22 protein-coding genes and 1 riboswitch are annotated in these 25,355 nt (G+C 41.6%); of the genes, 3 read left to right on the top strand and 19 right to left on the bottom strand.

Annotation, left to right across the window (positions count from 1 at the left end; genetic code table 11):
• Positions 1 to 37: 37 nt before the first annotated feature.
• From MKY19_RS05300 to MKY19_RS05280, 5 genes are all read right to left on the bottom strand, one after another.
• Positions 38 to 769, bottom strand: a complete 732-nt coding sequence (locus MKY19_RS05300; protein ID WP_042185362.1) for a ZIP family metal transporter — start codon at positions 767 to 769, stop codon at positions 38 to 40.
• Positions 770 to 938: 169 nt separating this feature from the next.
• Positions 939 to 1,742 carry a phosphonate ABC transporter, permease protein PhnE gene (gene phnE, locus MKY19_RS05295; protein WP_042185360.1) on the bottom strand — a complete coding sequence of 268 codons (804 nt, stop codon included), beginning with the start codon at positions 1,740 to 1,742 and terminating at the stop codon, positions 939 to 941.
• Entirely contained in the window at positions 1,739 to 2,530 is a 792-nt protein-coding gene (gene phnE, locus MKY19_RS05290; RefSeq protein WP_339800977.1) for a phosphonate ABC transporter, permease protein PhnE, read from the bottom strand. Before phnE (MKY19_RS05290) ends, phnE (MKY19_RS05295) begins: the two co-directional genes overlap by 4 nt.
• A 1-nt stretch (position 2,531) precedes the next feature.
• Positions 2,532 to 3,314 carry a phosphonate ABC transporter ATP-binding protein gene (phnC, locus tag MKY19_RS05285; RefSeq protein ID WP_076283974.1) on the bottom strand — a complete coding sequence of 261 codons (783 nt, stop codon included), beginning with the start codon at positions 3,312 to 3,314 and terminating at the stop codon, positions 2,532 to 2,534.
• A gap of 130 nt (positions 3,315 to 3,444) precedes the next feature.
• On the bottom strand, positions 3,445 to 4,422 hold the full coding sequence (locus MKY19_RS05280) for a phosphate/phosphite/phosphonate ABC transporter substrate-binding protein (protein WP_076283973.1): 978 nt from the start codon (positions 4,420 to 4,422) through the stop codon (positions 3,445 to 3,447).
• A gap of 172 nt (positions 4,423 to 4,594) precedes the next feature.
• Between MKY19_RS05280 and MKY19_RS05275 the strand changes: the two genes are divergently transcribed.
• On the top strand, positions 4,595 to 6,175 hold the full coding sequence (locus MKY19_RS05275) for a bifunctional metallophosphatase/5'-nucleotidase (RefSeq protein ID WP_339800972.1): 1,581 nt from the start codon (positions 4,595 to 4,597) through the stop codon (positions 6,173 to 6,175).
• Here the strand turns inward: MKY19_RS05275 and MKY19_RS05270 are convergent.
• The 3 genes from MKY19_RS05270 to MKY19_RS05260 form a co-directional block, all read right to left on the bottom strand.
• On the bottom strand, positions 6,172 to 7,941 hold the full coding sequence (locus MKY19_RS05270) for a M3 family oligoendopeptidase (protein WP_339800969.1): 1,770 nt from the start codon (positions 7,939 to 7,941) through the stop codon (positions 6,172 to 6,174). The two genes, MKY19_RS05275 and MKY19_RS05270, sit on opposite strands and share 4 nt — an antisense overlap.
• Positions 7,942 to 8,326: 385 nt before the next feature.
• Positions 8,327 to 9,538: an MFS transporter gene (locus tag MKY19_RS05265; RefSeq protein ID WP_339800967.1), complete on the bottom strand. Its 1,212-nt coding sequence runs from the start codon at positions 9,536 to 9,538 to the stop codon at positions 8,327 to 8,329.
• Between the two features lie 11 nt (positions 9,539 to 9,549).
• On the bottom strand, positions 9,550 to 10,002 hold the full coding sequence (locus MKY19_RS05260; RefSeq protein WP_042185346.1) for a MarR family transcriptional regulator: 453 nt from the start codon (positions 10,000 to 10,002) through the stop codon (positions 9,550 to 9,552).
• A gap of 283 nt (positions 10,003 to 10,285) precedes the next feature.
• On the opposite strand from MKY19_RS05260, the gene MKY19_RS05255 reads away from it, so the two are divergent.
• Positions 10,286 to 10,825, top strand: coding sequence for an NADPH-dependent FMN reductase (locus MKY19_RS05255; RefSeq protein WP_042124617.1), 540 nt, complete (start codon positions 10,286 to 10,288; stop codon positions 10,823 to 10,825).
• Positions 10,826 to 11,021: 196 nt separating this feature from the next.
• Here MKY19_RS05255 and MKY19_RS05250 read toward each other — a convergent pair whose 3' ends face one another.
• The 9 genes from MKY19_RS05250 to MKY19_RS05210 form a co-directional block, all read right to left on the bottom strand.
• Positions 11,022 to 11,990 (bottom strand): alpha/beta hydrolase, encoded by a 969-nt coding sequence (locus tag MKY19_RS05250; RefSeq protein ID WP_339800963.1) that lies wholly within the window; start codon positions 11,988 to 11,990, stop codon positions 11,022 to 11,024.
• Between the two features lie 39 nt (positions 11,991 to 12,029).
• Positions 12,030 to 13,082, bottom strand: a complete 1,053-nt coding sequence (locus MKY19_RS05245) for an LLM class flavin-dependent oxidoreductase (protein WP_076283968.1) — start codon at positions 13,080 to 13,082, stop codon at positions 12,030 to 12,032.
• 70 nt (positions 13,083 to 13,152) lie between these two features.
• Positions 13,153 to 14,022, bottom strand: a complete 870-nt coding sequence (locus MKY19_RS05240; protein WP_339800960.1) for an NAD(P)-dependent oxidoreductase — start codon at positions 14,020 to 14,022, stop codon at positions 13,153 to 13,155.
• A gap of 69 nt (positions 14,023 to 14,091) precedes the next feature.
• Positions 14,092 to 14,667 carry a TetR/AcrR family transcriptional regulator gene (locus MKY19_RS05235; protein ID WP_149646538.1) on the bottom strand — a complete coding sequence of 192 codons (576 nt, stop codon included), beginning with the start codon at positions 14,665 to 14,667 and terminating at the stop codon, positions 14,092 to 14,094.
• Positions 14,668 to 14,832: 165 nt separating this feature from the next.
• On the bottom strand, positions 14,833 to 15,438 hold the full coding sequence (locus MKY19_RS05230) for a flavin reductase family protein (protein ID WP_339269131.1): 606 nt from the start codon (positions 15,436 to 15,438) through the stop codon (positions 14,833 to 14,835).
• 17 nt (positions 15,439 to 15,455) lie between these two features.
• A complete protein-coding gene (locus MKY19_RS05225) occupies positions 15,456 to 16,433 on the bottom strand; it encodes a ring-cleaving dioxygenase (protein ID WP_339800955.1) in 978 nt (325 codons plus the stop codon).
• Between the two features lie 278 nt (positions 16,434 to 16,711).
• Positions 16,712 to 18,430: a methyl-accepting chemotaxis protein gene (locus MKY19_RS05220; RefSeq protein WP_339800952.1), complete on the bottom strand. Its 1,719-nt coding sequence runs from the start codon at positions 18,428 to 18,430 to the stop codon at positions 16,712 to 16,714.
• Positions 18,431 to 18,442: 12 nt separating this feature from the next.
• Positions 18,443 to 20,626: an EAL domain-containing protein gene (locus MKY19_RS05215; RefSeq protein WP_339800948.1), complete on the bottom strand. Its 2,184-nt coding sequence runs from the start codon at positions 20,624 to 20,626 to the stop codon at positions 18,443 to 18,445.
• A gap of 172 nt (positions 20,627 to 20,798) precedes the next feature.
• Positions 20,799 to 20,885: riboswitch (cyclic di-GMP riboswitch) on the bottom strand.
• A 232-nt stretch (positions 20,886 to 21,117) separates the two neighbouring features.
• A complete protein-coding gene (locus tag MKY19_RS05210) occupies positions 21,118 to 22,359 on the bottom strand; it encodes a M20 family metallo-hydrolase (RefSeq protein ID WP_339800945.1) in 1,242 nt (413 codons plus the stop codon).
• A 121-nt stretch (positions 22,360 to 22,480) separates the two neighbouring features.
• On the opposite strand from MKY19_RS05210, the gene MKY19_RS05205 reads away from it, so the two are divergent.
• Entirely contained in the window at positions 22,481 to 23,353 is an 873-nt protein-coding gene (locus MKY19_RS05205) for an alpha/beta hydrolase (protein ID WP_339800942.1), read from the top strand.
• A 65-nt stretch (positions 23,354 to 23,418) separates the two neighbouring features.
• On the opposite strand, the gene MKY19_RS05200 is transcribed toward MKY19_RS05205, so the two are convergent.
• Entirely contained in the window at positions 23,419 to 23,871 is a 453-nt protein-coding gene (locus tag MKY19_RS05200; RefSeq protein ID WP_042124600.1) for a nucleoside deaminase, read from the bottom strand.
• Between the two features lie 14 nt (positions 23,872 to 23,885).
• Complete coding sequence (locus MKY19_RS05195) at positions 23,886 to 25,340, bottom strand: cytosine permease (RefSeq protein ID WP_339800939.1); 1,455 nt, start codon at positions 25,338 to 25,340, stop codon at positions 23,886 to 23,888.
• Positions 25,341 to 25,355 lie beyond the last annotated feature (15 nt).

Genomic DNA, 25,355 nt, shown 5'->3' with positions numbered 1-25,355 from the left:
TGTTCGACAGGATTCACCGGAATCCCTTCTATCCTACTCACCCAAATATCTGCGTAATATACACCATAATCAATAATCCAAAGATAAACGAATACGTCGAAGGCCGTTCGTAACCATGACCATGACTCTCTGGAATAAGTTCCTTATAGACGATGAATAGCATAGCCCCGGCGGCAAAAGCAAGACCATAGCCCACTACATTCTGTAGGTAACTCGCCGTAAAATACCCAATAACCGCAGATACCATTTCCATAAGTCCGGTAAGCGTAACGATTCCCAATGCTTTTAACTTAGTTGTTCTAGAATTCATCAGAAAGACTGCGAGAATCAATCCTTCAGGCATATTTTGCGCACCAATCGCTATGGCCACGGTGGGACCCAGACTCGCCTGCTCACTGGCATAACTGAATCCCGTACTAAGACCTTCTGGTATATTGTGAATGAACAATGCAATCAAAACGAGCAACGCCTTGGAATCCATATTGGTATATCCGGGTTTATTCTCCACGTCGATATGCGGGATGTTCTTTTCAATTAAATCAAGCAGTAGAACTCCTGTAATCAGGCCCAAGGTTAATGCGATAATTCCCGATTCTTTAATCGCTTGCGGCATGAGTCCAAATGTAGAAGCCGATACCATTATACCTGCAGTAAAAGCAACTAGAACGTCCTTCCATTTCTCAGATAACCTCTTCACGAACAGGATCGGAAACGCTCCAAGAACCGTAGCCATTGCTGATACAAAGCTGCCAATAAGCGCAGATTCCAAACCTTCAACTCCTTCATTACAATTCTGATAGACCAACATATGTTAACACAAAAAGTATTATTACTTCTATATAGCTTTTCCGAATAGTACGCTAATCATAAAAAGACCCCCATAGGCTCGATTCATACCCTAAGGAGGTCTTTGTCTAACATGTAATTATGCGATTCTGTTACACTAGCTTCTTCCGAATCATGCCGGAAATCAGATCAATAATCGTAATCATCGCAATGATACCTAGCAGGATAATTCCGACACGGTCCCAATTCCGTGAACTGAGGGCGAAGATTAACGGTGTGCCAATCCCGCCTGCTCCAATCACACCCAGAATCGTAGCTGAGCGAACGTTAATTTCGAATCTGTATAAAGTGTAGGATAGAAAGCCTGGCAATACCTGCGGCACAACAGCAAACCATAACACCTGCATGCGGCTGGCACCAGAAGAGATTAAGGCTTCGAGCGGACCGTTATCAATATTCTCAATCTCATCCGCGAACAATTTGCCGAGCATGCCGACGGAATGCAGTCCTAGAGCCAGTACACCCGCAAATGAACCCGGCCCAACAGCCTTGATGAACAGCAAAGCCATAATGATCTCAGGGAATGTCCGTATAAAGCTTAATATTAGCTTGCCGGAGCCCGAAATCGCCTTTCCCTTGCTCATGTTGACCGCAGCCCAAAAAGCAAAGGGGATACATATGAAGGTCGAGATAAAAGTCCCTAAAATTGAAATAGCCAACGTCTCAAGTAATCCTCGAAGCAGATCCTCCCCATCCGGTAAATAAACGAAGGCCCAGTCAGGAGAGAATATCCCGGCAAAGATGGCCTTAGTAATGATCCCAGCGGTTTCTTTAAATCCATTAAACGGCACTCCCGAAAAAGCCCAGATGTACACTGCCGCTAATGCTACATAAATCAGCCATCGGAAACGATTTTTACGAGGTTTGGGTACTAGGGTATTCCATGATTTACTCATATTAATTTCTCCCGCAGCTTAGTGCTTACATAATCAATAATCAAGACTACTGCTAATGTGAACAAGATGATGGTGCAAGTCTTATCGTATTCTAAAAAGCCTAATGTCACTTCATAGTAATGGCCGATTCCACCCGCGCCTACCAAACCTAAAACTGCTGCAGCACGGACATTAATCTCAAAGGCATACAACACATAAGACATGAAATGAGCCTGTACCTGCGGAATGACGCCGAACATAATTCGTTGAGTCTTATTCGCTCCGACTGAAGTCATTGCTTCCAAAGGTCCCTGTTCAATCGTCTCCAACGATTCATAGGTAAGCTTGGCGATCAGCCCTAGCGAAAATACCGTCAAAGCAAATATTCCCGGAAGCGCACCGAGGCCAAAAATGGCGACAAAAATAGAAGCCAGCAGTAGATCGGGAATTGTGCGGATCAAATTCAGCAGCATACGTACCGGATAATGAAGCCATCGGCTTTGCGTAATATTGCTTGCACACAGCAAGGCAATGGGAACCGCCAGAATGGCACCAAACGTTGTACCGACCAATGCCATCCGGATCGTCTCCAGCATCGCATCTATAATATTGTCAAAATACCCCCAGTTTGGAGGGAACATTTCCTTAAGCAGATCCAGCATATTTGGCAGACCGGAGAGCAGCTCTCCAATGGATGAATCGGTCAAGACCGCACTTCTCCACAGTAATACTACTAATATAATAGCTGTAAAATAATGCTTTATCTTTCTTGGCGGTTTGGGATGTAACTTCTCTGCATTCACACTCATATCACATGCCTCCGCTTACAGGCTCACCTAACAACTCATCCTGATGAATCGGTCTGCCGTAAATCTCAGCAAATTTCTCATCGGTGGCCTCGGATACAGGACCATCGAAGACCACTTCTCCTGCCCGGAGCCCAATAATCCGGGTGGCATATTCTCTAGCGAGGTCGATAAAATGCAAATTCACGATGGTCGTAATCCCAAGCTCCATATTAATCTTTTTCAAATCATCCATAACCTGCTTGGTCGTGAGCGGATCCAGTGAAGCGACAGGTTCATCTGCAAGGATAATTTGCGCCTCCTGCGCAAGAACACGAGCAATAGCCACGCGCTGCTGCTGACCTCCAGATAGTTGATCTGCACGTGTGTAGGCCTTCTCAGCAATATTGACCCGATCGAGAGACTCAAAGGCTAAATCAATATCCTTCTGTGGGAATTTGCCAATTATCGTCCGTATTGTGGAATGATAGCCGACCCGCCCTGCCAATACATTACGAAGCACAGTCGTACGTTTCACCAAGTTGAAGCTTTGGAAGATCATTCCGATATTTCTACGGATCATTCGGAGCTGGCTTCCCTTTGCCTTCGTGATGGATTTCCCATTTATAAGAATATCACCTTCTGAAATATCATGAAGCCGGTTAATGGAACGTAGCAGGGTTGACTTTCCCGCACCCGAAAGACCAACAATAGCTACAAATTCTCCAGCTGGAATAGTCAGGTTAATGTTGTTTAAGCCTTTGGTTCCGTTTAGATACGTCTTGGACACATTACGAAGCTCTATCATGAAAATCATTCCTTTTTGTGTTTTCGTATATTCGTATAAAAGAGAAAGCCAGGTCCGGGGGGGAATCCGGAGCTGGCTATCCTTAGTTCCTGTTATACACCAACATCGTTGTATCCTTGAACGGCCTGAACTACTCTGTTTTTACTTTATTGTTGTATTCACGAACAATGTCAAAGTTGCTATCTTGTGACTTCACATAACCTTCATGCGAGTAAATATCTTTGATAATCTCATGTCCTTCTTTGTCAGCAGCGATATCAATAAACGCCTGCTGAATCTTCTCAATCCATTCCTTATTCATATCTGAACGGACCGAAATCGTGTCGTTAGGGATTTTATCAGTAAAAGCGAGAACACGAGTATCTTCAAATACTTTCGGATAATCCTTAACGACTATATTACGAGCATCCTGGAAAATAGCTGCGGCATCTACATCACCGTTCAGTACAGCAAGTACGCCTTGGTCATGTCCCTTAACCGTGATAGCTTGTACATCCTTCAACGGATCAAGTCCTGCATCCATTAGTGTTGCAGCCGGCCATACAAAACCTGCTGAGGATGTAACGTTTTGATAAGCGATTTTTTTGCCTTTCAAATCGGCAACGGATTGGATCGCAGAATCTTTCTTAACAATAATCATAGATTTATAGAAGTCAGCCAATTCATCTGTCGGAGCACCCGTTTCATCATTTACACCAAAACGTTGAGCTTGAAGAATAACTTCAGCAGCTCCTTTTTCTTTTGCCAATACGTAAGCTGTTGGAGGAAGGAAACCTAAATCTACTTTTTTAGAAGCCATAGCTTCGATAACAGTGTTGTAATCAGTAGAGACACTTACTTCTACAGGAATACCGAGTTTATCACCCAGTAATTTTTCAAGAGGTTTCGCCTTAGCTTCGAGCGTATCCGCATTTTGAGAAGGGACAAATTGTACTGTGAGCTTCTCTGGAACATAACCCTCTGCTACAGGAGCTGCCGTTTCCTTCGGTGCATTTGCTCCATCCGTCGATCCTTGGTTTGCAGTATTGGTAGTATTGTTAGCACCACAACCACTAAGCAAAGTAATAGACATCATTAGCGGCAATACGAATTTACTTATTTTTCTCAAACGAAAGACCTCCACTGTTCTCTTTTTTTTAGTACTTCTAGACTATAAATATTTTGTATTAAATCTAAGGCCTCTAACTATTAAATATATGTAAAATTTATTTTAATCTCTTAAAATTTCCAAATTATCTGATAGAATGAGGTCTGAACTTATTATCCGTAGGAGGCTACCCATGAATAAAGACAACACCTTAACCTGCGAAATCCTCATAACAAGTGATCTACATGGGCATTTAGGGCCCATTGATTACCGCACGGGTGAGAAACGACAAAAAGGCTTAGCAACCATTGCTAGCCTTATTAAACAAGAAAGATCCCATTGTCCAGAGCTAATACTTCTCGATAACGGTGATCTTATTCAAGGTACACCGCTAGCTTATTATGCAGCCACACAGTACAGTGACGAACTAAATCCAGGCATAGCTGCATTGAATGAATTGAAATATGACGCTGCAATTATTGGTAACCATGAATTTAATTTTGGTAAGCCACTGCTTAATAAAGCCATTCAGGATTCCAAATTTCCTTGGTTATCTGCTGGAATTATAGATCGCGCGACATGTAAACCTGCATTTGGTAGACCCTATATCATCAAATGGGTAGACAAAAAAATCAAAGTAGCCATTCTAGGAGTTACCACACATTACATTCCCCACTGGGAGAATCCTGTCCATATAGAAGGACTTCAATTCAAGGATTCGTTAGAGACTGTAAAGATTTGGTGTGCCACTATTAGAGAAGAAGAACAGCCCGATTTACTCGTTGTAGCTTATCATGGCGGGTTCGAGCGCGACCTCCTTAGTGGTGAACCTGTAGAGAGACTAACTGGAGAGAATCAAGCCTATGCAATGTGCACAGAGGTTGAAGGCTTAGATGTATTAATTACCGGACATCAGCATCGCTTCATAGCTAGTGAGCTAAATGGTGTGACGATCATACAGCCTGGTTGTAATGGACATTCCCTCGGTAAGATTTCAGTAGTCTTTCAAAAAGAAAACGAACGTTGGAAGATTAAGAGTAAACAAGCGGAACTCCTTGCTGTAGACGACAAGACCGCTGTAGATGATACAATTCTAGAGCTTAGCAGCACGCTTGAATCAGAAACAGAAGCCTGGTTGGATGAGAGAATAGGTACAGTTATCGGTGACCTTTCTATTTCTAGTGCAGATGAATGCCGATTGGCTGACCATCCCTTTATAGAATTCATGAATAAGGTACAAATGGAGGCTACAGGTGTAGAGATCTCGACAGCAGCTTTACTCAGCAACGATTGCAAGGGCTTCAGTAACACCATTACCCGGAGAGATATTCTTTCCAACTTCATTTATCCTAACACGCTAACTGTGCTAAGACTGACCGGACAAGATATAAAAGAGGCACTGGAACAAACCGCCAACTATTTTCAAAAGGATCTAGAGGGAAATGTAATTGTTAACCCTGCTTATGTAGAACCTAAATCGCAACATTACAATTATGATATGTGGGAAGGCATCCACTACGAGCTTCATATCAATAAACCTGTAGGCAAAAGAGTCCTCCATCTGCTGCATCGTGGGCAGCCTGTAGAGGACTCTAAGGAATATGATGTTGTTATGAACAACTATAGAGCAAGCGGCGGTGGAGATTATGAGATGTATAAGGGCAAGCCGATTGTCAAAGAAGTACTGATCGACATGTCTGAAATTGTCACGAATTACATTGAAAAACGCGGCCAAATTGAAGCTACCTGTGATCACAACTGGAGAGTTGTTTAGGTCGTACTGATGAATGCCTCAATATCGGTTTCAATCAGCATTAAAGCACCTCTCCAAAAATCAATGGAGTGTACATCAATATTCATAAACTTTGCTACATCTGCAATATTATGCTTGCTGGTAGCACTAAGGAACTGACGATACCGGGCGACGAACTCCTCGCCCTTTTTTAAATATTCTGCGTAGAGTCCTTTAGCGAATAACAGTCCGAAAGAATACGGGAAGTTCATAAATTCATAACCAGCCATAAAATATCCGGCCTTGTTCATCCACATGTAAGGATGGATCGTATCAGGATCAATGCTCTCACCGTAAGCTTCCACCATACAAGCAATCATCAGTTCGTTCAGCTCTTGAACAGGAAGCGGACCCGAGGTTCTTCTCTCATATAGTTTAAGCTCAAATAAATAACGGGCATAGAAGTCTACAAGATAATACCCAGCATCGGAAATACTTCTCTCCAATAGAAGCTGCGTTTCCTTCTTGGTCGAACTAGTGAGTAGTGCCTGATTTACGATCGTCTCGCAAAAGATCGAAGCCGTTTCGGCAATCGGTATCGGATAATCAGTGTTCAGCATCGTTTCTTTTCCCAGACAGGAGCTATGATATGCATGGCCGAGCTCATGGGCAAGAATACTAATATCTATAGCATTTCCAGTGAACTGTGTCATGATTCTGCTCTCGCCTATCGGAAAAATATCAATGCAGAGCCCATATCCACCCTTACCCGCTCTAGGTTCTGCATCAATCCATTGCTGATCAAAAGCCTTTTGAGCTAAATTGGCCAATTCCTCGCTAAAGGTTCCGAAGCTAGAGACAATTGTTTTTTGAGCATCTTCGTAAGAGATTTTTACACTTTCTTCGCCAATCGGTGCAAAAATATCGTAAAAAGGCAGCTTTGTGGAATGTCCCAGCAGTTCGGCTTTCTTTTGATAATAGGTATGAAAAGCTGGCAAACTCTCCTGAAGAGCGGCGAGCATTGCCGATAAAGTTTCACTGTCCATTCGCGATGCCACTAACACCTTTTCCAGAGAAGATTGATATCCACGCATGCCATAAATCGTTAGCGCCTCACCACTTATTCCATTCATGCAAGCTGCACAAACCCCAGCAATACGACTGCAAGCTTCAGCCTCGGCTTCATAAGCCGCTTTTCTTAATGTAACGTTATTCTCATAGGCCATACTCCTTAGTTCTGCAAGCGTTACTTTCTTAGTTTCCCCTTGTACTACCACATCTGCAAGTGTACTCGATACGCTCTCCATGTAGAGCCTTCCCCACGCTTTGGAACCCGTGCTCTGCATTCTGGCAATCGCAACTTCCACTTCCTCATTTAACACATAACGGGATTGCAGAAGAAGCTCCTTTAAATAAAATTGATGTTTCAGAAGATAAGTTGAGCTAACAATAAGCTCATCTATGTGTTCACAAGTGCTAATCCATCGTTTAAAACCCGCAACTACCCCAGCAATCTCTGAGCTCAAATGTTCAATATCATCAGCAAGATTCATGGCTTCCTCAGAACTACTGTCTGCGCTAAGCGTTAACTCTGCATAGGCTAATAAACATACATATACGCTTTTATAATCGTTGTAGAGTCTTAGAAAGTCCTCGATCGCTGCGACGGAAACACCCTCAAGCTTTAGATTGCCCTCAGCCCAGGTTTTTAAATCTATAATAAGTTGACCGAGTAGCTCACGATCCCCTTTTAACTTCTCTGACTCAAAGGAAGGATATAAGCTATCCAGATTCCATGTCATATTCATTTGTGAACCTCTCCTCTACTCTTTGGCCATCCCTGATTTCTTCATTATACCGTCCTTAGTGGATAAAATCTGTATACTACCTATGTTTTCGGGATGGCGCAAGAACATAAAAAAAGGACCCTGCCAACGTATGGCAGGGTCAAGGTCTATATTATAAGGGGGTTATGTGATTACTATAACCCTCTTAGCTTAAAAGAATATGAATAGTAGATAAAGATTGGCTTAATCTACAGATCTCTGTCCTCTTCCTCAACAAAAAAAGGACCCTGCCAACGTCCGGCAGGGTCAAGGTCTATATTTAAGGGGGTTATGTAATTACTATAACCCCCTTAGCTTAAAACGATATGAATAGTACCTAAAGATTAGCTTAATCTGAAATCATCCCTTATTGGCTTAAAGCTGAAGGGCTATTTCTGGCCTTAGTAATCTGAATCCCAATATAAATAATTAGGAACAGCACCATGAACCCAGCAGAATAACGATACATCATCCCATAATCGGATGCCGCCGAGATTGCCCCAAGAATAATGGCCCCACTGGCTACCCCTAAATCTGTTGAGTTATAAAACATACTGTTCGCCATACCATACTGTGCAGGTGTAGATGTCCGAAGCATCCAAGCCTGTATAGTAGGCTGGATAGCTCCAAAGCCGAGTCCATACAGCAATGCGGATATAATGAGCATTGGCATGGATGTTGTATACGAGAGCACTGTTAAGCTCGCGACGACACAAACCGCTGCGGGAATCAGAACAGCAGCCGGACCTCTTTTATCAAATAATCTGCCGGAAATAGGTCTAATAATGATGATCGTAATCGCGTTAAATAAGAAGAACAAACCCACTTGCTCTAAATGCACCGATTCGCCGAACAAAGCGATAAAGCTAAGCAATCCACCATAAGTGATCGCGAGTAAGACATTCAGTATTGCAGGCAATACTAACTTTGTATTAAAAGGAACCTTGAGTGGTTTGGATGGTGCAATGGATCGCTCAATAGGCTGTTTTTTCGGTACAGCTGGAAGTGAACGTGAGAACAATAAGACTGGAAAGGCAAGAAGCAAGGTGAATGTTCCGATCATCGCCAGTGTTCCGAACCCCGATTGCTTCATTACGTTCAAACCAATCATAGGACCAATGGACATTGCAAGACTGGTTGATAAGCCGAAATAGCCGATCCCTTCGCCCATTCTTTTGCTAGGAATAATCTGTGAAACAATCGTGGGAATAATCGTGCTGGCAATCCCGAACCCAATCCCATAGCCTACCCGCATCAGCAATAGTGACCCGATTGAGTCTGCTACCACATAAAGACCGGTTATGGCGGCCGCGATGGCTAAACCAATATATAGTAGTACATTGCGGCTAACCCTCCGCATCAGAAAAGCAGTCATAAAACGTGAAGCAATCGCAGTTAGCGCAAATACACTTGTAACCAAGCTGACCATAATATCTCCGGCTTGAAATTCACTTTTAACATAAGACGGAAATGAAGATAGCAGCATCTGTAAATTCATAAATAAAAATAAAGCACTAAACGTTAAAGCAATAAAAGACTTGGTCCATAGTTTCGTACGTAGTTCTTGTTGTTCTGGCATAACTTACGTTCCTACTCTCCATCATTTATTTGATCAATATGATTGTTTATTCTTAGCAGCAACCCCATGAGCAGCTCATATTCATCACTGGAAATACAGTTCATAATCTCATCTGTGACTTGATCCTCAATAGGAAAGGTCTCCTTAATCAGAGCTCTTCCTTTTTCCGTAATATAAACCTTAAAAGAACGCCGATCATTCTCCCCGGTTCTTTTATAGACCAGCCCTTTTCCCTCCAAGTGATCCAGAATTCGCGTCGTAGTTGGTTTATCCTTACCCGAACGCTTCGCGATATCCTTCTGAATCAGCCCTTCCGTTCTGTCGACTTGAAAAAGCACTGACCATTGCTCAGGTGTTATATCATATTCCTTTAGCCCATTTTGGAATAACGCGCTTAATTTACGATAGGTCGTTCCCATCATAAATCCTAACGTAAGTTCGGATTGGTTATGCTTTGTCGTCATGATTAGACCTCTTCTTATTTCATCTTCTTTTTAATAGTTGCTTAAACAATTATATTCTAGACAACTAAATTTGTAAAGGTGAGACAAAATTATAAACTAACTATTATTAAGTTGCTTGACAAAGTAAACTAAACACGGTATTATTATCTCATGTTAAAGATACTTAACTTAAAGACAACTAGAGCGTAACAACACGCTTAATATTATTTATTTGAAGGTTGTGTAATTCATGGGATTTCTAGACAAACTATTTGGTAGAACAAAAATCGAGGAGGAACAAACAATGTCTAAATTAAACATCGGAATCATTCTGGGAAGTACTCGTCAAGGTCGTTTAAGCCCACAAGTAGGGGAATGGGTTAAAAAGGTAGCAGATGCACGTGGAGATGCTAATTATGAGATCGTAGATATCGCGGACTTCAAACTTCCACTAATGGGAGAAGTTGATGCTACTGAACAAGCAACTGCTTGGAATACAAAGCTTGCTACGTTAGACGGTTTCGTATTTATCGTTCAAGAATACAACCACAGTATTTCCGCATCACTGAAAAATGCACTCGATTACGCGCGTGAAGCTTGGAACAACAAAGCAGCGGGTATCGTGAGTTATGGTTCTGTAGGTGGGGCTCGTGCAGCTGAGCATTTACGTGGGATCTTGGGAGAACTGTCTGTAGCAGATGTTCGTGTACATCCAGCCCTGTCCCTGTTCACTGATTTCGAGAACGGTTCTGTGTTCAAACCAGCGGATCTTCACCTGACCAATGTAAATGGCATGCTTGATCAAGTATTGGCTTGGAGCGGTGCGCTCAAGACGCTTCGTTAAGATCACCCGCTTTAATATTATGAAATACACCTCTAAGAATAGACCTGGATAAACCTATGGTTTGTCCGGTCGATTCTAAGGGGTGTATTTTTTGTATGATGAAATGACCACCTTGTATAGAATCTTTTCTCGCATAATCGGCGAGGATTTCAATCTACAACAAGGAGCAATGATCATATGGTTTGTGCTTGCATTATTAACAGCTCTCGCTTGAGGATGGAGAGTGTTTGGGGTGAAGTGCCCGGGCCATCGCATCCATATAGCTCTGAACGGCGCGCTGACTCACTTCCGCTTCTGGAACGAATATTTCGAAAAGATGAAAACATCCGGGATACAGGTTAAATTCGATATCTACACCTGCTTGCGCAAGTCGTGTTACATATTCGATCGTCTCATCTCGGAATAGATCAAGCTGACCTACACAGGTATAGGTTGGTGGCAGTCCAGCTAAATTCTCCGCTCTCGTTGGTACCGCATAGGAAGATATCCTGCTGGCATCGTTCTCCTCGCCCAGGTACATGTTCCAAGCCGTTAAGTTGTCCGTCCGGTTCCAGATTGCACCTTCTTCCGTAATCTCATGGCTTGATGGCGTAATGTTACGGTTGTCGAGCATTGGGTACAACGGCATCTGAAAGATAATGGAGGGTCCACCTTTATCTCGTGCCATCAGCGCAAGTGCTGCTGTCAGCCCGCCGCCACCGCTTGCACCAGCAATCGCAACCCGATTCTCATCAATGCCAAGTGATTCCGCTTCCTCCGTCATCCATACTAAGCCAGCATAACAATCTTCGATTGCAGCTGGAAAGGGGTGCTCGGGTGCCAGCCTATAATCAACCGACACGACAACACATCTAGCCGTCTGAACAAAGCGTTCACACAACTCGTCGTCCATATCAGGATGTCCTAATACGTATCCGCCCCCGTGAATCCACAGCATAGCTGGAAGCTTGTCAGCATTTCGCCCAGCAGGTTCATAAATTTTTACCAGTATCTCCCCTGCAACACCCGGAATTTTTCGACTGGTTGTGTTTACATGCTCTGATCTCTTCAGTGACGGAGCCGACACTAAACTTCTGCTCCACTCTAAATTCTCTTCCAATTGAAACCCTGGAAATTGTGAATATGCCTCTCTTAATTCTGGTAGTATACGTTTATCGATACTCATGAAAACCCTCCAATACAATAATGATTGCTTATATAATTCCTATTCCTTCTCAGCTTCCCACTTGGCAATTTCCTCTCGTACTCGTGGAGCAACCTCCGTTCCGAGCAGTTCTATAGCCCGCAACACCTGCTCATGTGGCATCGTGCTTAGTGGAACATACATCATAAAGCGTGTAATACCTACATGCTTCCGTAGATGAATGATCTTCTGAGCAACTGTTTCTGGATCTCCAACGTACAATGCGCCATCAAAGCTTCGGGCCGCATCATAGCTGGAACGGTCATAATACGACCATCCTCGTTCTTTCCCGAGCTTGTTCATGCCGTATTGGGTAGATGGAAAAAAGATATCTGCTGCCCGTTCCGTATCTTCTGCGACAAATCCAATCGAATGAGATCCCACCTGAAGCTGCGATACATCATGTCCAGCGCGGGCCGCCGCCTTCTTGTACAGCTCTACAAGCGGAGCAAAATTCATTGGATTCCCGCCAATGATCGCCAACATCAATGGCAGACCCAAAAGTCCTGCACGAACGGCGGAGCTTTGCGTACCTCCGCTGCCAATCCATATTGGTAAAGAGCTTTGGACGGGCCGCGGGTATACGCCCAAATTATGAATTGCTGGCCGATGGCCTCCCTTCCAAGTTACTTTCTCGGAACCCCGTATTTTCATAAGCAGTTCGATATTTTCATTGAATAGCTCCTCATAGTCATGTAAGCCATAACCAAACAACGGAAAGGATTCAACGAATGAACCCCTGCCCGCTATAATCTCGGCACGTCCATTGGAGATGCCGTCAAGCATAGCAAAATCCTGAAACACACGTACAGGATCAGCAGATGAAAGGACCGTCACAGCACTAGCCAGGCGAATCCGTTTAGTCAAGGACGCTGCAGCGGACAACACGATTGCTGGTGAAGAAGCTGCATAATCTTCACGATGATGCTCACCGATACCAAAAACATCAAGTCCCACCCGATCCGCAAGGACGATTTCTTCGACTACTTCTCGTAATCGCTGTGCATGACTCATCACAATTCCAGTCTCAATATCAGGCTTTGTTTCTACGAACGAAGTAACACCTATTTCCATGATTTATCACACCTCTTTTAATTTTTCTCCTGCACTACAACCAACAGATATTTGGGGCAACCCTATTTTTTTAAGAAGAATGCTCTAGACAACGGATTAAAGCTGTCCAATCCATCTCACCATAACCATGGGCTATTCCTTCAAATAAATGATGATGGATAAGTTGGCCCAAAGGTAGAGGAGCTTGGACGGACTGCGCTGCCTCTATAGCCAGTGCAACATCCTTCAGCCCTAGCTTCATTTTAAAACCAGCTGGTTCAAACCGCTGTTCTGTCATTATCGCCCCATAGTTCTGATATAAGGGAGATTGAAAAAGAGCATTCACCACATCCATAAAACGGGCTGGCTCTATGCCATACTTTCCTACCATCAGCTGCGTTTCTGATAAAGCTTCCAGCATAGAAGCAATTAAAAAGTTTACGCCTATTTTTACAACATTTCCTTCTTCGCTATAATCCCCAATCTCGAATATTTCCTGACCTAATTGTTCTAAAACAGGAATTAACTGTTGTCTGGCTTGCTCCGGACCTGCCAAAATGATGCGCAATTTAGCTGCTTTAGCGGCATCCGGACGCCCCAGCACTGTGGCAGACACAAAGTATTGCTTTCTCTCCGCATGCGCCGCGGATAATTTCCGAGCCAGATCTACACTGATCGTACTGGCAGATATGTGAATTCCTTTTTCTGATAATCCATTCAAAATTCCATTTGGACCCTCAACAATCTCCTCCAAAGCGGCATCGTCAGAAAGCATGGTTATGACCATATCGCTCTTTTGTGCTGCCTCCAATGGTGTCTCGGCATAATGCGCTCCCTGATCTATTAGGGGTTGCGCTTTTTCACGAGTACGATTAAAAACGATTAATTCATTACCAGCTTTCAACAAATTTTGGGCCATTGGAAAGCCCATTTTCCCAAGCCCGATAAATGATATTTTCATAAGTCTCTTCTCCGCATTAAGGATGATTTACAATAACGGAACGATCGTTCCAGAATAACCAAAAAAAATTTATATTGCTGCAATTACAAAGCTTATCATCTCTTTGGCACGCTGCTGATCTTGATCTGCTTTTGCCATAATATTTATGCTTTGATGTAAATTCAGCAATAAATAAGACCACGCTTTGACATCAGTGGTTTTATCAAGTTCGCCTGATTGTCGGCCTTTTTCCAAAAGCTCGCAAAAAGCCTGTTCTAAATTCAAAAAACTAGTCTTTATCAATTCATTTATTTTTTCATCCCGCGACTCTAGTGTTGTAGCTGCATTCGTTACAAAACACCCGCCGGGTAGGCTCGTATCGTACGCTGAAGTAATATGTTGCTCAAAAAATTGTTGAATCCCTGCTCTAACGCTTGACGCCCGTTCAAGAATGACCTGTCTATTGAAGCTAACCTTTTTGTAATGTTCCAGTGCGGCAATGTACAACGTTTGCTTGTCAGAAAAAGTATCGTAAAGACTAGAACGGCTAATGCCCATAACCTGCAGCAAATCCGGTATGCTTGTTGCCTCATAACCCTTTTTCCAAAACAACAGCATCGCTTGATGTAGTGCTTGATCCTCGTTAAACTCTCTTGTCCTTGCCATGAGTAACACCTCCTGTAATGGCAATATAACATATCTGGAACGATCAGTCCAGATAAACTTCGAGAGAAAACCTTACGGTTTGCTTGGCATAGCTGATGAACTATAATTAGCCCACAAAAAGACCTGTTCGGTAGGCTTCATCGCTTACGAACAGATCTTAGTTTATTATTCCGGTCTCTCAATTTCAAAAATCTCACCAATCGTAGCGTAATTAGCTCCCGCTAAACGACTTACTGCATTTAAGGCTCTAGGGTCAATCCGCCCCTCCTGATAAATCGATTCATCGATATGAAACTGAACAATTTCGCCGATGAACAAATCACTCCCAGGTTCTTCTGCTCCTAGAGGTATCGCTTGTACAAGCTTACATTCCATTCGAACCTTTGCTTCCAATACACCAGGTACAGCTATATTTTTACTTGGGACCGGTGTAAGATTGGCAAGTTCAATTTCACTTTCTGCTCTTGGCAATGAGGCAGCGGTTTGATTGATTTTTCCAACATTCTCATCATCTACAATATGCACAACAAACTGTTGATTGTTATAGATATTATGGGCTGTATCTTTTAATCGTCCCGCTGGTCTTTGAATAGACAGTGAAACCATCGGAGGATTAGACGAGACGATATTAAAATAGCTAAACGGCGCACCATTCAAAATGCCATCTTCTGATTGTGTAGTGACAAAAGCAATGGGCCTAGGAATAACAGTACCAATTAATAACTTATAATTTTCCCGCTCACTATTTTGCTTCGGATCAATCGAAATCAATCTCCCCAGCTCCTTCTTCACTCTTTCACGAAATCGATCGTGCTTCTAACGGTATCAATAGGGCGTACTAACTTCTCAATTTGCTCACGTTTAGGTTCTAAGAATGGTGGCAATGAAAGCTTTTCTCCAACCGTTTCGTATTCCTCGTCTCCCATAAATCCAGGTCCATCTGTTGCAAGCTCAAACAAGATTTGTGGAGCAACACGTGTATACAGCGACTCGAAGAAATGACGATCCACATAACCTGAAGTACGGAATCCAAAGTCTTCAAAATGCTTAGTCCACTCATCCAGCATCGCACGGTCTTCTACTCGGAAAGCCGCATGGTGAACCGTACCAAAACCTTGGCGTGAATTCGGCAAGTCTTCGTTATGCTCTACAATAATTTGCGCCCCGTTTCCGCCTTCGCCGACTTCAAACAAATGATAAGCCTCTTCCTGTCCGATTTCTTTAAACAGCATGACTCTTTCCAACATTTCTTTAAAATAGCTGAAGTCAGCTATACGTACAAAGATCGGTCCCAAACCAGTGATCGCAAACTCTAAAGGAATTGGTCCTTTTTGCCATGGTGTACCTGATGAGACCCCTTCATTAAATTCATCGGAGATAAGTTGATATTGTTGATCATCAAAATCTACGAAGGATAAAGTCTTTTTGCCAAACTGCTCTTTAATTCCGGTATGCTTCACATCCAGGCGATCAAAACGTTTTACCCAGTAGTCTAATGCAGCATCAGTTGGTACCCGGAAGGATGTCTTGGCGATCTCATTGGTTCCGTGAACACCTTTAGGTATGTTAGGGAAGTCAAAGAACGTCATATCCGTTCCGGCACTGCCCTTATCATCTGCAAAAAACAAGTGATACGTTTGAATATCGTCTTGATTGACGGTTTTCTTCACTAGACGCATTCCCAATACGTAAGTAAAAAACTCGTAGTTTTTCTCTGCGCTGCTTGTGATGGCTGTTACGTGGTGAATCCCTTTTAAATTTCTCATGATTATACACTCCTATGGTTTTAGTTTGATTTTGTAATATAATTCCCTAGATCAAGAAAGATTAATTGAATTATCTTAACGTTAAGATATCCACCAAAAAAAATATCTTTCCAACATTCGATTACATGTATCTCACAAATTATCTTCACATTAATTATCTTTAACTTAAGACAAATTTAACACACTCCTTTGTTGTTGTCAACAAAACACTATAAAAGATAACAGCCTTGTTCAGTATGTAAATAGATATACTGAACAAGGCTGTTTTGTTTTGGTGCTTACTCGATCACAAATTTACCAACCGTCTCATTCATCATTTCCGCAATATTCGCCTGGTGCTCAGAAGAAGCAGCCACATCTTCAAACGCTTGTAATGTATCTGAAATGTGATTTCGAATGCCACTTACATTGTCCGCAGACTGTTGAGATACTGCGGCAACATTCGTCATCGCTTGATCTACCTCTGCCATTGATAGCTTCAGTCCGTGCATTGAAGATACCATTTCACCTGTGATCTCATGAAACATATCGGCATCATTTTTATATTGCATACTTACTTGCTCGAAACTCTCATAATCACTTATCACCGTCGAATCGATAAAATCCAGTAGCGCTTGTGATTGAAAGGACACATTCTCAAAAGCATCTTCCACTAGCAGTGTCATTTTCTGAATCTTCCCCACCGATTCCTCCGACTGTAGAGCAAGTTTGCGTACTTCGTTAGCAACTACAGCGAATCCTCTTCCCTCATCCCCAGCTCTTGCTGCTTCAATGGAAGCATTCAAGGACAATAGATTCGTTTGGGCTGCAATCTCTGAAATGTACCCAGCTATCTCTCTTACTTCATTAACAACTTTCCCTGCCTCGATCGCGTGCATAATGGAATTCTGTTTCTCAGCATACAAACTTGTCGCATATTGAATCGATGCCACAGCCTTTTCCTTCGCGGAAGCTGCCTGTACCAGAATTTCTTCGGAGGTATTTAGTGCGACTCCCGCCTTATCACTTAGCAGATCTGCATTGGAGATAATCTCTTGTACTGTTGCATTTACTTCTTCTGTTGTAGCACTTAAAGATTCACTTCCAGAAGCAACCTCTTGCGAGGAATTATAAATTTGATCCATTGTAGCATTTACTTCCTCAACTGTTGCAGATAATTCTTCGCTAAGTGCACCTAACTCTTGTGCTGAAGAAGAAGCACTAGCTACGATGGTTTGTACTTGCTCTGCCGAATGATTAAGCGACTTCACGATTCGACCAAATTCATCTTCAGCATCAAACTTAGCTCTTTGAGTCAGTTCTCCTCGACCAAACGCCTCTGAAAAGTTCAGGATAATGGTTACTGCTCGTGAGAAATATCTTCTCAAGGACAAATATGAACCGATTGAAATCAGGATAACGAGAAAAGCAACAATGATATTGACCGTTAGTCCTTTTTGAAATAGCTTCTTATTCTGAACATCTGCATACTGGGCACTTCCTAAGTTCATTTCAACTAATTTTCCAAGGTCTTCATTTCGTTTCGTATTTAACGCTTCAAGATCAGAGATGATATCTTCAGCAGGATCATATGTAGGGGTATTTAGCATCTTCTCAAACATCGGAAGCTGAATTTGCCGATACTGTTTCGTTAATGATAAAACTTCAGCATAAATCTCCTTTTCGTTTGGGAGGGAACGTGTTTCTTCATACTTATTCAAGATTCCATTGTTTTCAGCTTGAAGCTCAACAACTTTCTGATAACTCTCTTGAATTTCGCTTGGATCATGACTAGCGATCATCTTATTCGTTAAGGTTACTATTTCATGATTATTAGATTCGAATTTCCCAAGTGCATAAACTGACGTAAGATCGTTCTTATACATACTTCTAGAGTTCGCATACATATTGCTGAAATACACACTACCAACGATCGCAATGATCAGAGCACCTAACAGTAATATTGAATTAGTAACAGTAATTTTGCCTACGATAGTCCAATTTCTCATTTTCCTCATGCTTTGCACTCCCTATGTACTTTTAATTAAGCTTTCATATTCTGCTACTGGCATTGGTTTCGCGAAATAATAACCTTGAGCGATTTCACAATCTATTTGTTTCAAAAAATCAATTTGCGCCTCTGTCTCAACTCCCTCTGCCACAACTTTCATATTTAAATCCCTAGCTAGCTTGACCATACTGGCAATTACTATCTTCCCTGTCTCATCATTTGACTTACTCATCAGAAAAGCCCTGTCTAACTTAATGACATCAGCAGGGAAATATTGCAATACATTTAAGGAACTATAACCTGTCCCAAAATCATCGATAGCTATGGAAAATCCTTTACGTTTCAACTCCAACAAAATATCTCTAACAAACTCTAAATTTTGGAATACAATAGACTCGGTCAGCTCTAACTCTATCAATCTAGCAGGTACCTGGTACCTGTTAATAATATTCGTCAAATGGAGCAGGAAATCATTATGGTATAGGGTTATAAGCGATATATTCACTGAAATCGGAAGTGGCTGGATTCCTTCCTGGATCCATTTACTCAACATGATACATACTGATTTAAACACCATTAAATCTAATTTCACAATAAAGCGATTCCTCTCAAATATGGGGATAAATACTGCAGGAGATATAAGTCCCTTCTGAGGATCATTCCATCGAACCAATGCCTCAGCGCCATGAAAACTGTTCACTCGCAGATCCATTTTCGGTTGTAAATATACTATAAATTCACCATTTGTCATGGCAGCATCCATCTTTCTTACGATGTCTTGCTCTTCGTGTATCTGCAATAGCAATTGTTCGTCAAAGAAAGTGCATGAGCTCTTGTATCCACCTTTAATGGACTTACAAGCGATTCCTGCTCGGTCAATACATGTGAGGATATCGCTCTGACGATCATCTATACAGTAAATTCCACAATTAATCACTAGCCTAAAACCTTCTTCATTTCCAAACGTATAGTCGCTCATTTGTTCAGTAAGTACTTGTATACGGATGAATAATTCCGCCTTATTGTCATACGAAGTGAAAAGAATAAAACGATCACCCCCTAAGCGTCCAACGACATCCTCGTCTAATGTGTTTGCTGTTAAGCTATTAGCCACTTGAATCAAAATACTATTTCCTTCATGAAAACCGACAATTTCATTTATGTATTTAAATTGTTCAATATCAAATTGCAACACAGCAAACTTTGTATTCGGTTTCTCTTTAAGTAAATACTGAGCATCTATAACAAATTTATTCGTTCTAGAAAGATGTGTTAACTCATCCTCAAAGGCAATCCTCTCCATCTGTTTCCTAATTTTGCTCTTATTTAATAGAATGTTAACAAATATGATCAATAATAAGACAAACATGATTACACATAATAGAAAAGTCGCCTGACTCATTTGAGACGCTTTGGCCATGATCACATCTTTCGGTATCACGGAGAGAATATACCAGTCCTCAACCCCCTGGATGCCAGAATAACCAACCATTTTGCTATCTTCGTTAATCCAAAATATTCCTACTCCAGATTTTTTTGCGGTTATGTTCTCTTTAAAGATTTGCAGTTGTTTCTTATTTCTAGAATCAATACTTATACTTTCGAATATGTTATCAATTGACTTATCCTCTTCGAGATTCTTCGATTTGATAATGACTTGTCCCTTTTGATCAATGATTTGAGAATAACCATGACCTTTAAAGAAGGAAACTGCAAGAGCATCATTAAGATCCTGTGTATATTTGCTGGCAGATAAAGCACCCTTCACTTCACCTTTAAACTTAAGTGGACTGTTGATCGTGATAATTTCTTTATTGGAGATCTTATCTAAGAATGGATCAGAAATACTGCTAATACCCTGAAGAGCTTTTTGGAATCCTACTTCATCTGATACATCAAACATCGTCCCATCTGATGCGTAAGCTTTACCATCTGGGCTGTTGATGCTAATTCGAATAAAATTATATTTTTTATCAAAGTGATGCAGATATTTTTTGGTCTTATCCCAATCCATATAATTGATTTCCGAAATAGAATCAGCAATTCCATCTAATGAATCTAATCCACCCTGTATCATATTTCCAATCGATCTACTCGCATGTATCGTAGCTTCTGATGTAGCAGCAACCGCTTCTTGCTCATAAGAGTTAGCAGTCCATTTTATGAAATAGTAAGAGCACCCCCAAAATATCAACGTTGCCATTAGGACGAGGCCTATCATTCTCCATACTCTCAGTGGTTGTGTTTGATCCATGTACTATCATCCTTTTTCCGATTTATTACGTTTTTTTATTAGAAAACGAGCAAAAAAAAGCCGCTATCAGAATGATAACGGCTGCAAATGCGTCAAAAAATAAGAGCATGAAACTCCCACTACATGCAACCGGCTGTCATATCTATAAATAGATTTAGACCCTATGGCTTTGTGTCCCTATTTTTCAATAGGTTTACCAATATTCTGTTTTACTATTATTAGTCCTAAATACTCTATTAAAAATAGGCTACCACCAAAAGACCTATCTCCGCTGTGATTTAATTTTTTTGAATGGGAATTTTTTCACAAACGTCAATGTTAACTTTAATATAATATTTATTAATGTAAAGCAACAATTCTGCGAACAATTATATAATTAGATACTAAAGCCCAATGTAACATTTATATATGTCACATTGGGACTTACTTCTCAACACGAATTATGTTTGTCTTACAAACGCATAACGAAGAACAGCTTCTTCTAAAATATCAATCCCCATAATGATATCATCCAAGTCTGTATATTCATTGGGATGATGACTAAGTCCATCTACAGAAGGAACAAAGATAAGCCCTACTGGGCAAAGTTTGTTCATGTTCATGGCATCATGCCCTGCCCCACTAATCATCCGTTGACTCGATATCCCTTTCTCTTCACAAATGGATTCTAGAACCTGACTGATCTCATCAGATAATAGGACGGGTTCCTCCGAAATAATTTCCGTACTCTCAATTACAAGTTGTCTATTTTCTTGTACTAAGGATATTGTTTGATATAAATGATCTAACACACGTTGCCTGGATGCCACTGAAGTAGATCTGATATCAATTTTAATTTCCACCTCTCCCGGAACCACGTTCATAGCGCCATTCAAGATATCTATCACCCCTAGCGTCGCAACCGTTCCAAATTCTAGTTCGAGTTTGGCTGCTTTCTCAAGCTCAAGTGCTATTTCTGAGGCACCTAGAAAAGCATCTTTTCTCATATTCATAGGTGTCGTTCCAGAGTGGGATGCCTTCCCTGATATTTGAATATGAAGCCTCACGGGTGCAGCAATTCCAGTCACAATTCCTATTTTTTTATTATTGTTTATTAAGACGGGACCTTGCTCAATATGTAATTCGAAAAACGCTTTTAATTCTTCATTCTCTCTACTCGCCTGATCAATACTGTTATAATCCAGTGCACATAGCGAAAATGCCTTTTCCATGGTAATACCGTCTTTGTCCTTCAAAGATCTATATTTCTCCTTCTGAAATAACCCTGACATTATTTTACTGCCTACTGTTGAAATCCCAAAACGCGAGGATTCTTCACAGGCAAATGAGATAATTTCGATCGGATGATCCGTTTCAATCCCTTTTTCGTTTAGACGTTTGATCACTTCCAAAGCAGCCGTTACACCTACTACCCCATCGTACTTCCCACCTTGATATACCGTATCCAAGTGAGAGCCCATTACAACGGGTGGGAGCCCTTCTATCTTCCCATTCCTTCTAGCAATCACATTCCCGCAATGATCCATCCGGATATCTAAATTTTCAGCCTTACACATCCGCATAAAAGCACTCGTACATGTCTGCTCTTCATTTGTATAGGCAATTCTAGTGATGCCCTTCTCACCCGAGTTATATTGATTAATATTATCAAATAAAGCCTGATATCTTCTCTTTCTATCCATGACAGTATCTCCAATCCTGGGTATTCATGATTATGGTTTCATCAAAATTCGTGAATGATATACAATAGAGGTAGTGCTAGTCTTTAAAAATTACTTACTTGATGAGGTGTAATGGATAGCTATGAAGAAGACCATTATTTTTAAAGAAAATGACTCATTTACAATTAAAGCTGATTTTCATGAAACAAACCGCCCCCAAGCCCCTGCTATTGTGTACATTCACGGAGGCGGCCTACTTTGGGGTGATCGAGAGGATCTATCCGAGGAAATGATACAACTTTACACCAAGAATGGCTTTGCGCTATTTTCAATTGATTATAGATTAGCTCCTAGGTCAACCCTATCTGACATCCTTGAAGATGTCCAAGATAGCCTACTTTGGTTAGTGAATGAAGGACCAAAACAATTCTCCATTGACCCCTCGAGGATCGCTGTAGTGGGAAGCTCAGCAGGTGGTTTCCTTGCACTAAGCACAGGAATGTTTACACATAAGCCACGTGCGATTGTCTCCTTCTATGGATATGGCGATATTAGCGCTCCATGGGCACTCGAACCAAGTAAATTCTATTGTGAAAAGGATATCGTCTCCATGGAGATTGCAAAAGGTACAGTGTCCGATCAAATCATTACGAGCGCAAGCGTTGACGAGCGTTTTCTTCTCTATTTATATGCAAGACAATCCGGTCGTTGGATCGAAGAAGTGACGGGCTTGAATCCTTCTCTACATAAGGAAGAACTCCTCAAATTCTGTCCTATTCATCATGTAACTAAGGAATTCCCCCCTACATTGTTACTACACGGAACGAACGATGTAGATGTACCGTATGAACAATCGGTATTCATGAGAGCTGCGCTAGTGAAAGAAGGAGTACCGGCAAAGCTTATTACTATTCCAAACGGAGAGCATGTATTTGAAAAAGATTTCGATAACCCTGTTGTGCAAAAAGCTCTTCATCAGGTGATTGATTTCCTTCAGCTTCATCTTGCTGAGTAGGTCTGTAGAAGAACAGGAAAATCCGGCACTAAAATAGTGCCGGAAAATATAGGAGACCGCATGAATTATTTCTTGTTTAATTCGTGGAAATGCGTCCATAAATGATCGCAATCTTCTCTAGCTTCCACTTTAATCATATTAACAACACTCTCATCATGCCCCACAAAATATTCGCGAAGGTGAATGTCAGAGAAGCCATGCTCTTTCGCATCATCTCTTGTGCTGCAATAATGAACTTCCTTAACACCTGACCAAATAATAGCGCCCATACACATCGGACACGGTTCACAGGTGGCATAAATTACACAATCCGATAAGTCCATCGTGTCTAGCTTTTTGCAAGCTTCTCGGATAGCTACCATTTCCGCATGTGCAGAAGGATCCGTATCTCTCATCATCGTATTGCTAACCGCTGCAATTACTTCATCGCCTCGAACAATCGTTGCACCAAACGGGCCCCCAAATTTCTTATTCATACCCTCGATCGTTGCGTCTACAGCCAGTTTCATGTAATCCATTTCAAATTCCTCCTCTAGTTTAATTGGGATGATTTTAGTGTTTTGCTAAAGATGGTGTATAGAACAAACGAAACAATTAAACCACTAAAGAAAGCAAAATCATTCATCCTAACTAGGAAGGGGATACCCTTAAGAAATGCACCTGACATAGGAAGGATGAAGCTGACTGCTAGAACAGCCATCGCAACAGGATTGTAACCATTCTTATATTCACCGTTGCTGCCTGCTGGGACATAGATATTATCAAGATTTAATACTCTTTTCCGATGAATAAAGAAGCTTGAAAGCATAATACCCGCAATTGGACCAAAGATGGACCCGATAAAGCTATAGAAGAAAAATAAGGTCGTCGTACTTTCTACAAGCTTCCATGGCAAAATCAAAGTACCAACAACAGCTGTCAATACACCCGCAATCTTTACAGTGAATTTTTTCGGGAAAAGGGATGACATCTGCAATCCAGCTGGTAATAGGTTTGCAAACACTACGAAGGCGATAGCTCCTACGTTTAGTGCTAGAATCAATACAACAACCGCGAAAGTGTTTTCAATTTTATCAATGGCATGAACGATATTGAAAATCGGCTCACCAAACGCAATTTCAGTACCCGCGATTAAAGCCACACAAGTGATGGCAAAAAGAATATAAGATAAGATAAACCCTACTGGCAACCCAATCATAGCCGCTTTTGGTGATTTCGCACGATGTGTGAAGTCCGACATATTCACAACAGGACCCGCCCAGTTAGATACCAATGCACTCACGCAAGCAATAAAGACTAATGGACTTGAGCTTGGGTTCGCTGGTACATACTCTAAAATCGGTCCAAACCCTCCAGCAATCTTGATCGCCCAAACAGCAGCACCAATAATAAACACATACACTACTGGGGATGACCAGTTACCGAACTTACCTAATGTTTTCATTCCACCTAAGAACAACAGAACCGTTGCTGTCCAAAGAATCGCATAGGAGATCATTGTCGGGAATGCTAACCCGAAGAGTGTGAAGCCACCGCCTAACTCCATATAATTTGGAATAAATCTAGCAAATATAACATTTAATGATTCTGCACCTACAACGGTTGTGGTTCCGAAGAATACTAATCCGGCAACAAGTCCTCGTATCAATGCCGGTATAATTGCTCCTTTTACCCCAAATGAATCACGAAGCAACATCGCGAATGGCAGCCCATATTTGGAGGCAGAATATCCGTTTAAAGCATAAAATGTGGAGACAATAATGGCTGAAAGCATAACAGCAAAGAGCACCTGTGTTGTATCCAACCCTAGGACAAAGAAACCTGCTACTGTCATATACGACATAATATTATGAACAGCGCCCATCCAGAGTGTTATATAGTTGGACATTCCCCAGTCTCTTTGCTCAGGCTTTTTGGGCAGTAATTCCTCACCGTAACCGTATGATTTGTACCTATCATAATTTTGTTCCAATTTTGCTTGATCCATATCTACACTTCCCCT

Source organism: Paenibacillus sp. FSL R5-0744 (genome assembly GCF_037972555.1).
In the GTDB taxonomy this organism is placed as follows: Bacteria; Bacillota; Bacilli; order Paenibacillales; family Paenibacillaceae; genus Paenibacillus_AQ.
Note: the sequence above shows the minus strand (reverse complement) of the source record. Positions and strands in the feature narration are given on the sequence as shown.

Coding starts and splice junctions, on each gene's coding strand:
- phnE (WP_042185360.1), bottom strand. CDS start 1,742: ATGAGTAAATCATGGAATACCCTAGTACCCAAACCTCGTAAAAATCGT.
- MKY19_RS05195 (WP_339800939.1), bottom strand. CDS start 25,340: ATGGATCAAGCAAAATTGGAACAAAATTATGATAGGTACAAATCATAC.
- MKY19_RS05220 (WP_339800952.1), bottom strand. CDS start 18,430: ATGAGGAAAATGAGAAATTGGACTATCGTAGGCAAAATTACTGTTACT.
- MKY19_RS05210 (WP_339800945.1), bottom strand. CDS start 22,359: ATGGATAGAAAGAGAAGATATCAGGCTTTATTTGATAATATTAATCAA.
- MKY19_RS05245 (WP_076283968.1), bottom strand. CDS start 13,082: ATGGAAATAGGTGTTACTTCGTTCGTAGAAACAAAGCCTGATATTGAG.
- MKY19_RS05215 (WP_339800948.1), bottom strand. CDS start 20,626: ATGGCAACGTTGATATTTTGGGGGTGCTCTTACTATTTCATAAAATGG.
- MKY19_RS05200 (WP_042124600.1), bottom strand. CDS start 23,871: ATGGATTACATGAAACTGGCTGTAGACGCAACGATCGAGGGTATGAAT.
- phnE (WP_339800977.1), bottom strand. CDS start 2,530: ATGAGTGTGAATGCAGAGAAGTTACATCCCAAACCGCCAAGAAAGATA.
- MKY19_RS05235 (WP_149646538.1), bottom strand. CDS start 14,667: ATGGCAAGGACAAGAGAGTTTAACGAGGATCAAGCACTACATCAAGCG.
- MKY19_RS05255 (WP_042124617.1), top strand. CDS start 10,286: ATGTCTAAATTAAACATCGGAATCATTCTGGGAAGTACTCGTCAAGGT.
- MKY19_RS05260 (WP_042185346.1), bottom strand. CDS start 10,002: ATGACGACAAAGCATAACCAATCCGAACTTACGTTAGGATTTATGATG.
- MKY19_RS05240 (WP_339800960.1), bottom strand. CDS start 14,022: ATGAAAATATCATTTATCGGGCTTGGGAAAATGGGCTTTCCAATGGCC.
- MKY19_RS05225 (WP_339800955.1), bottom strand. CDS start 16,433: ATGAGAAATTTAAAAGGGATTCACCACGTAACAGCCATCACAAGCAGC.
- MKY19_RS05270 (WP_339800969.1), bottom strand. CDS start 7,941: ATGAATATGACATGGAATCTGGATAGCTTATATCCTTCCTTTGAGTCA.
- MKY19_RS05250 (WP_339800963.1), bottom strand. CDS start 11,990: ATGAGTATCGATAAACGTATACTACCAGAATTAAGAGAGGCATATTCA.
- MKY19_RS05265 (WP_339800967.1), bottom strand. CDS start 9,538: ATGCCAGAACAACAAGAACTACGTACGAAACTATGGACCAAGTCTTTT.
- MKY19_RS05205 (WP_339800942.1), top strand. CDS start 22,481: ATGAAGAAGACCATTATTTTTAAAGAAAATGACTCATTTACAATTAAA.
- MKY19_RS05275 (WP_339800972.1), top strand. CDS start 4,595: ATGAATAAAGACAACACCTTAACCTGCGAAATCCTCATAACAAGTGAT.
- phnC (WP_076283974.1), bottom strand. CDS start 3,314: ATGATAGAGCTTCGTAATGTGTCCAAGACGTATCTAAACGGAACCAAA.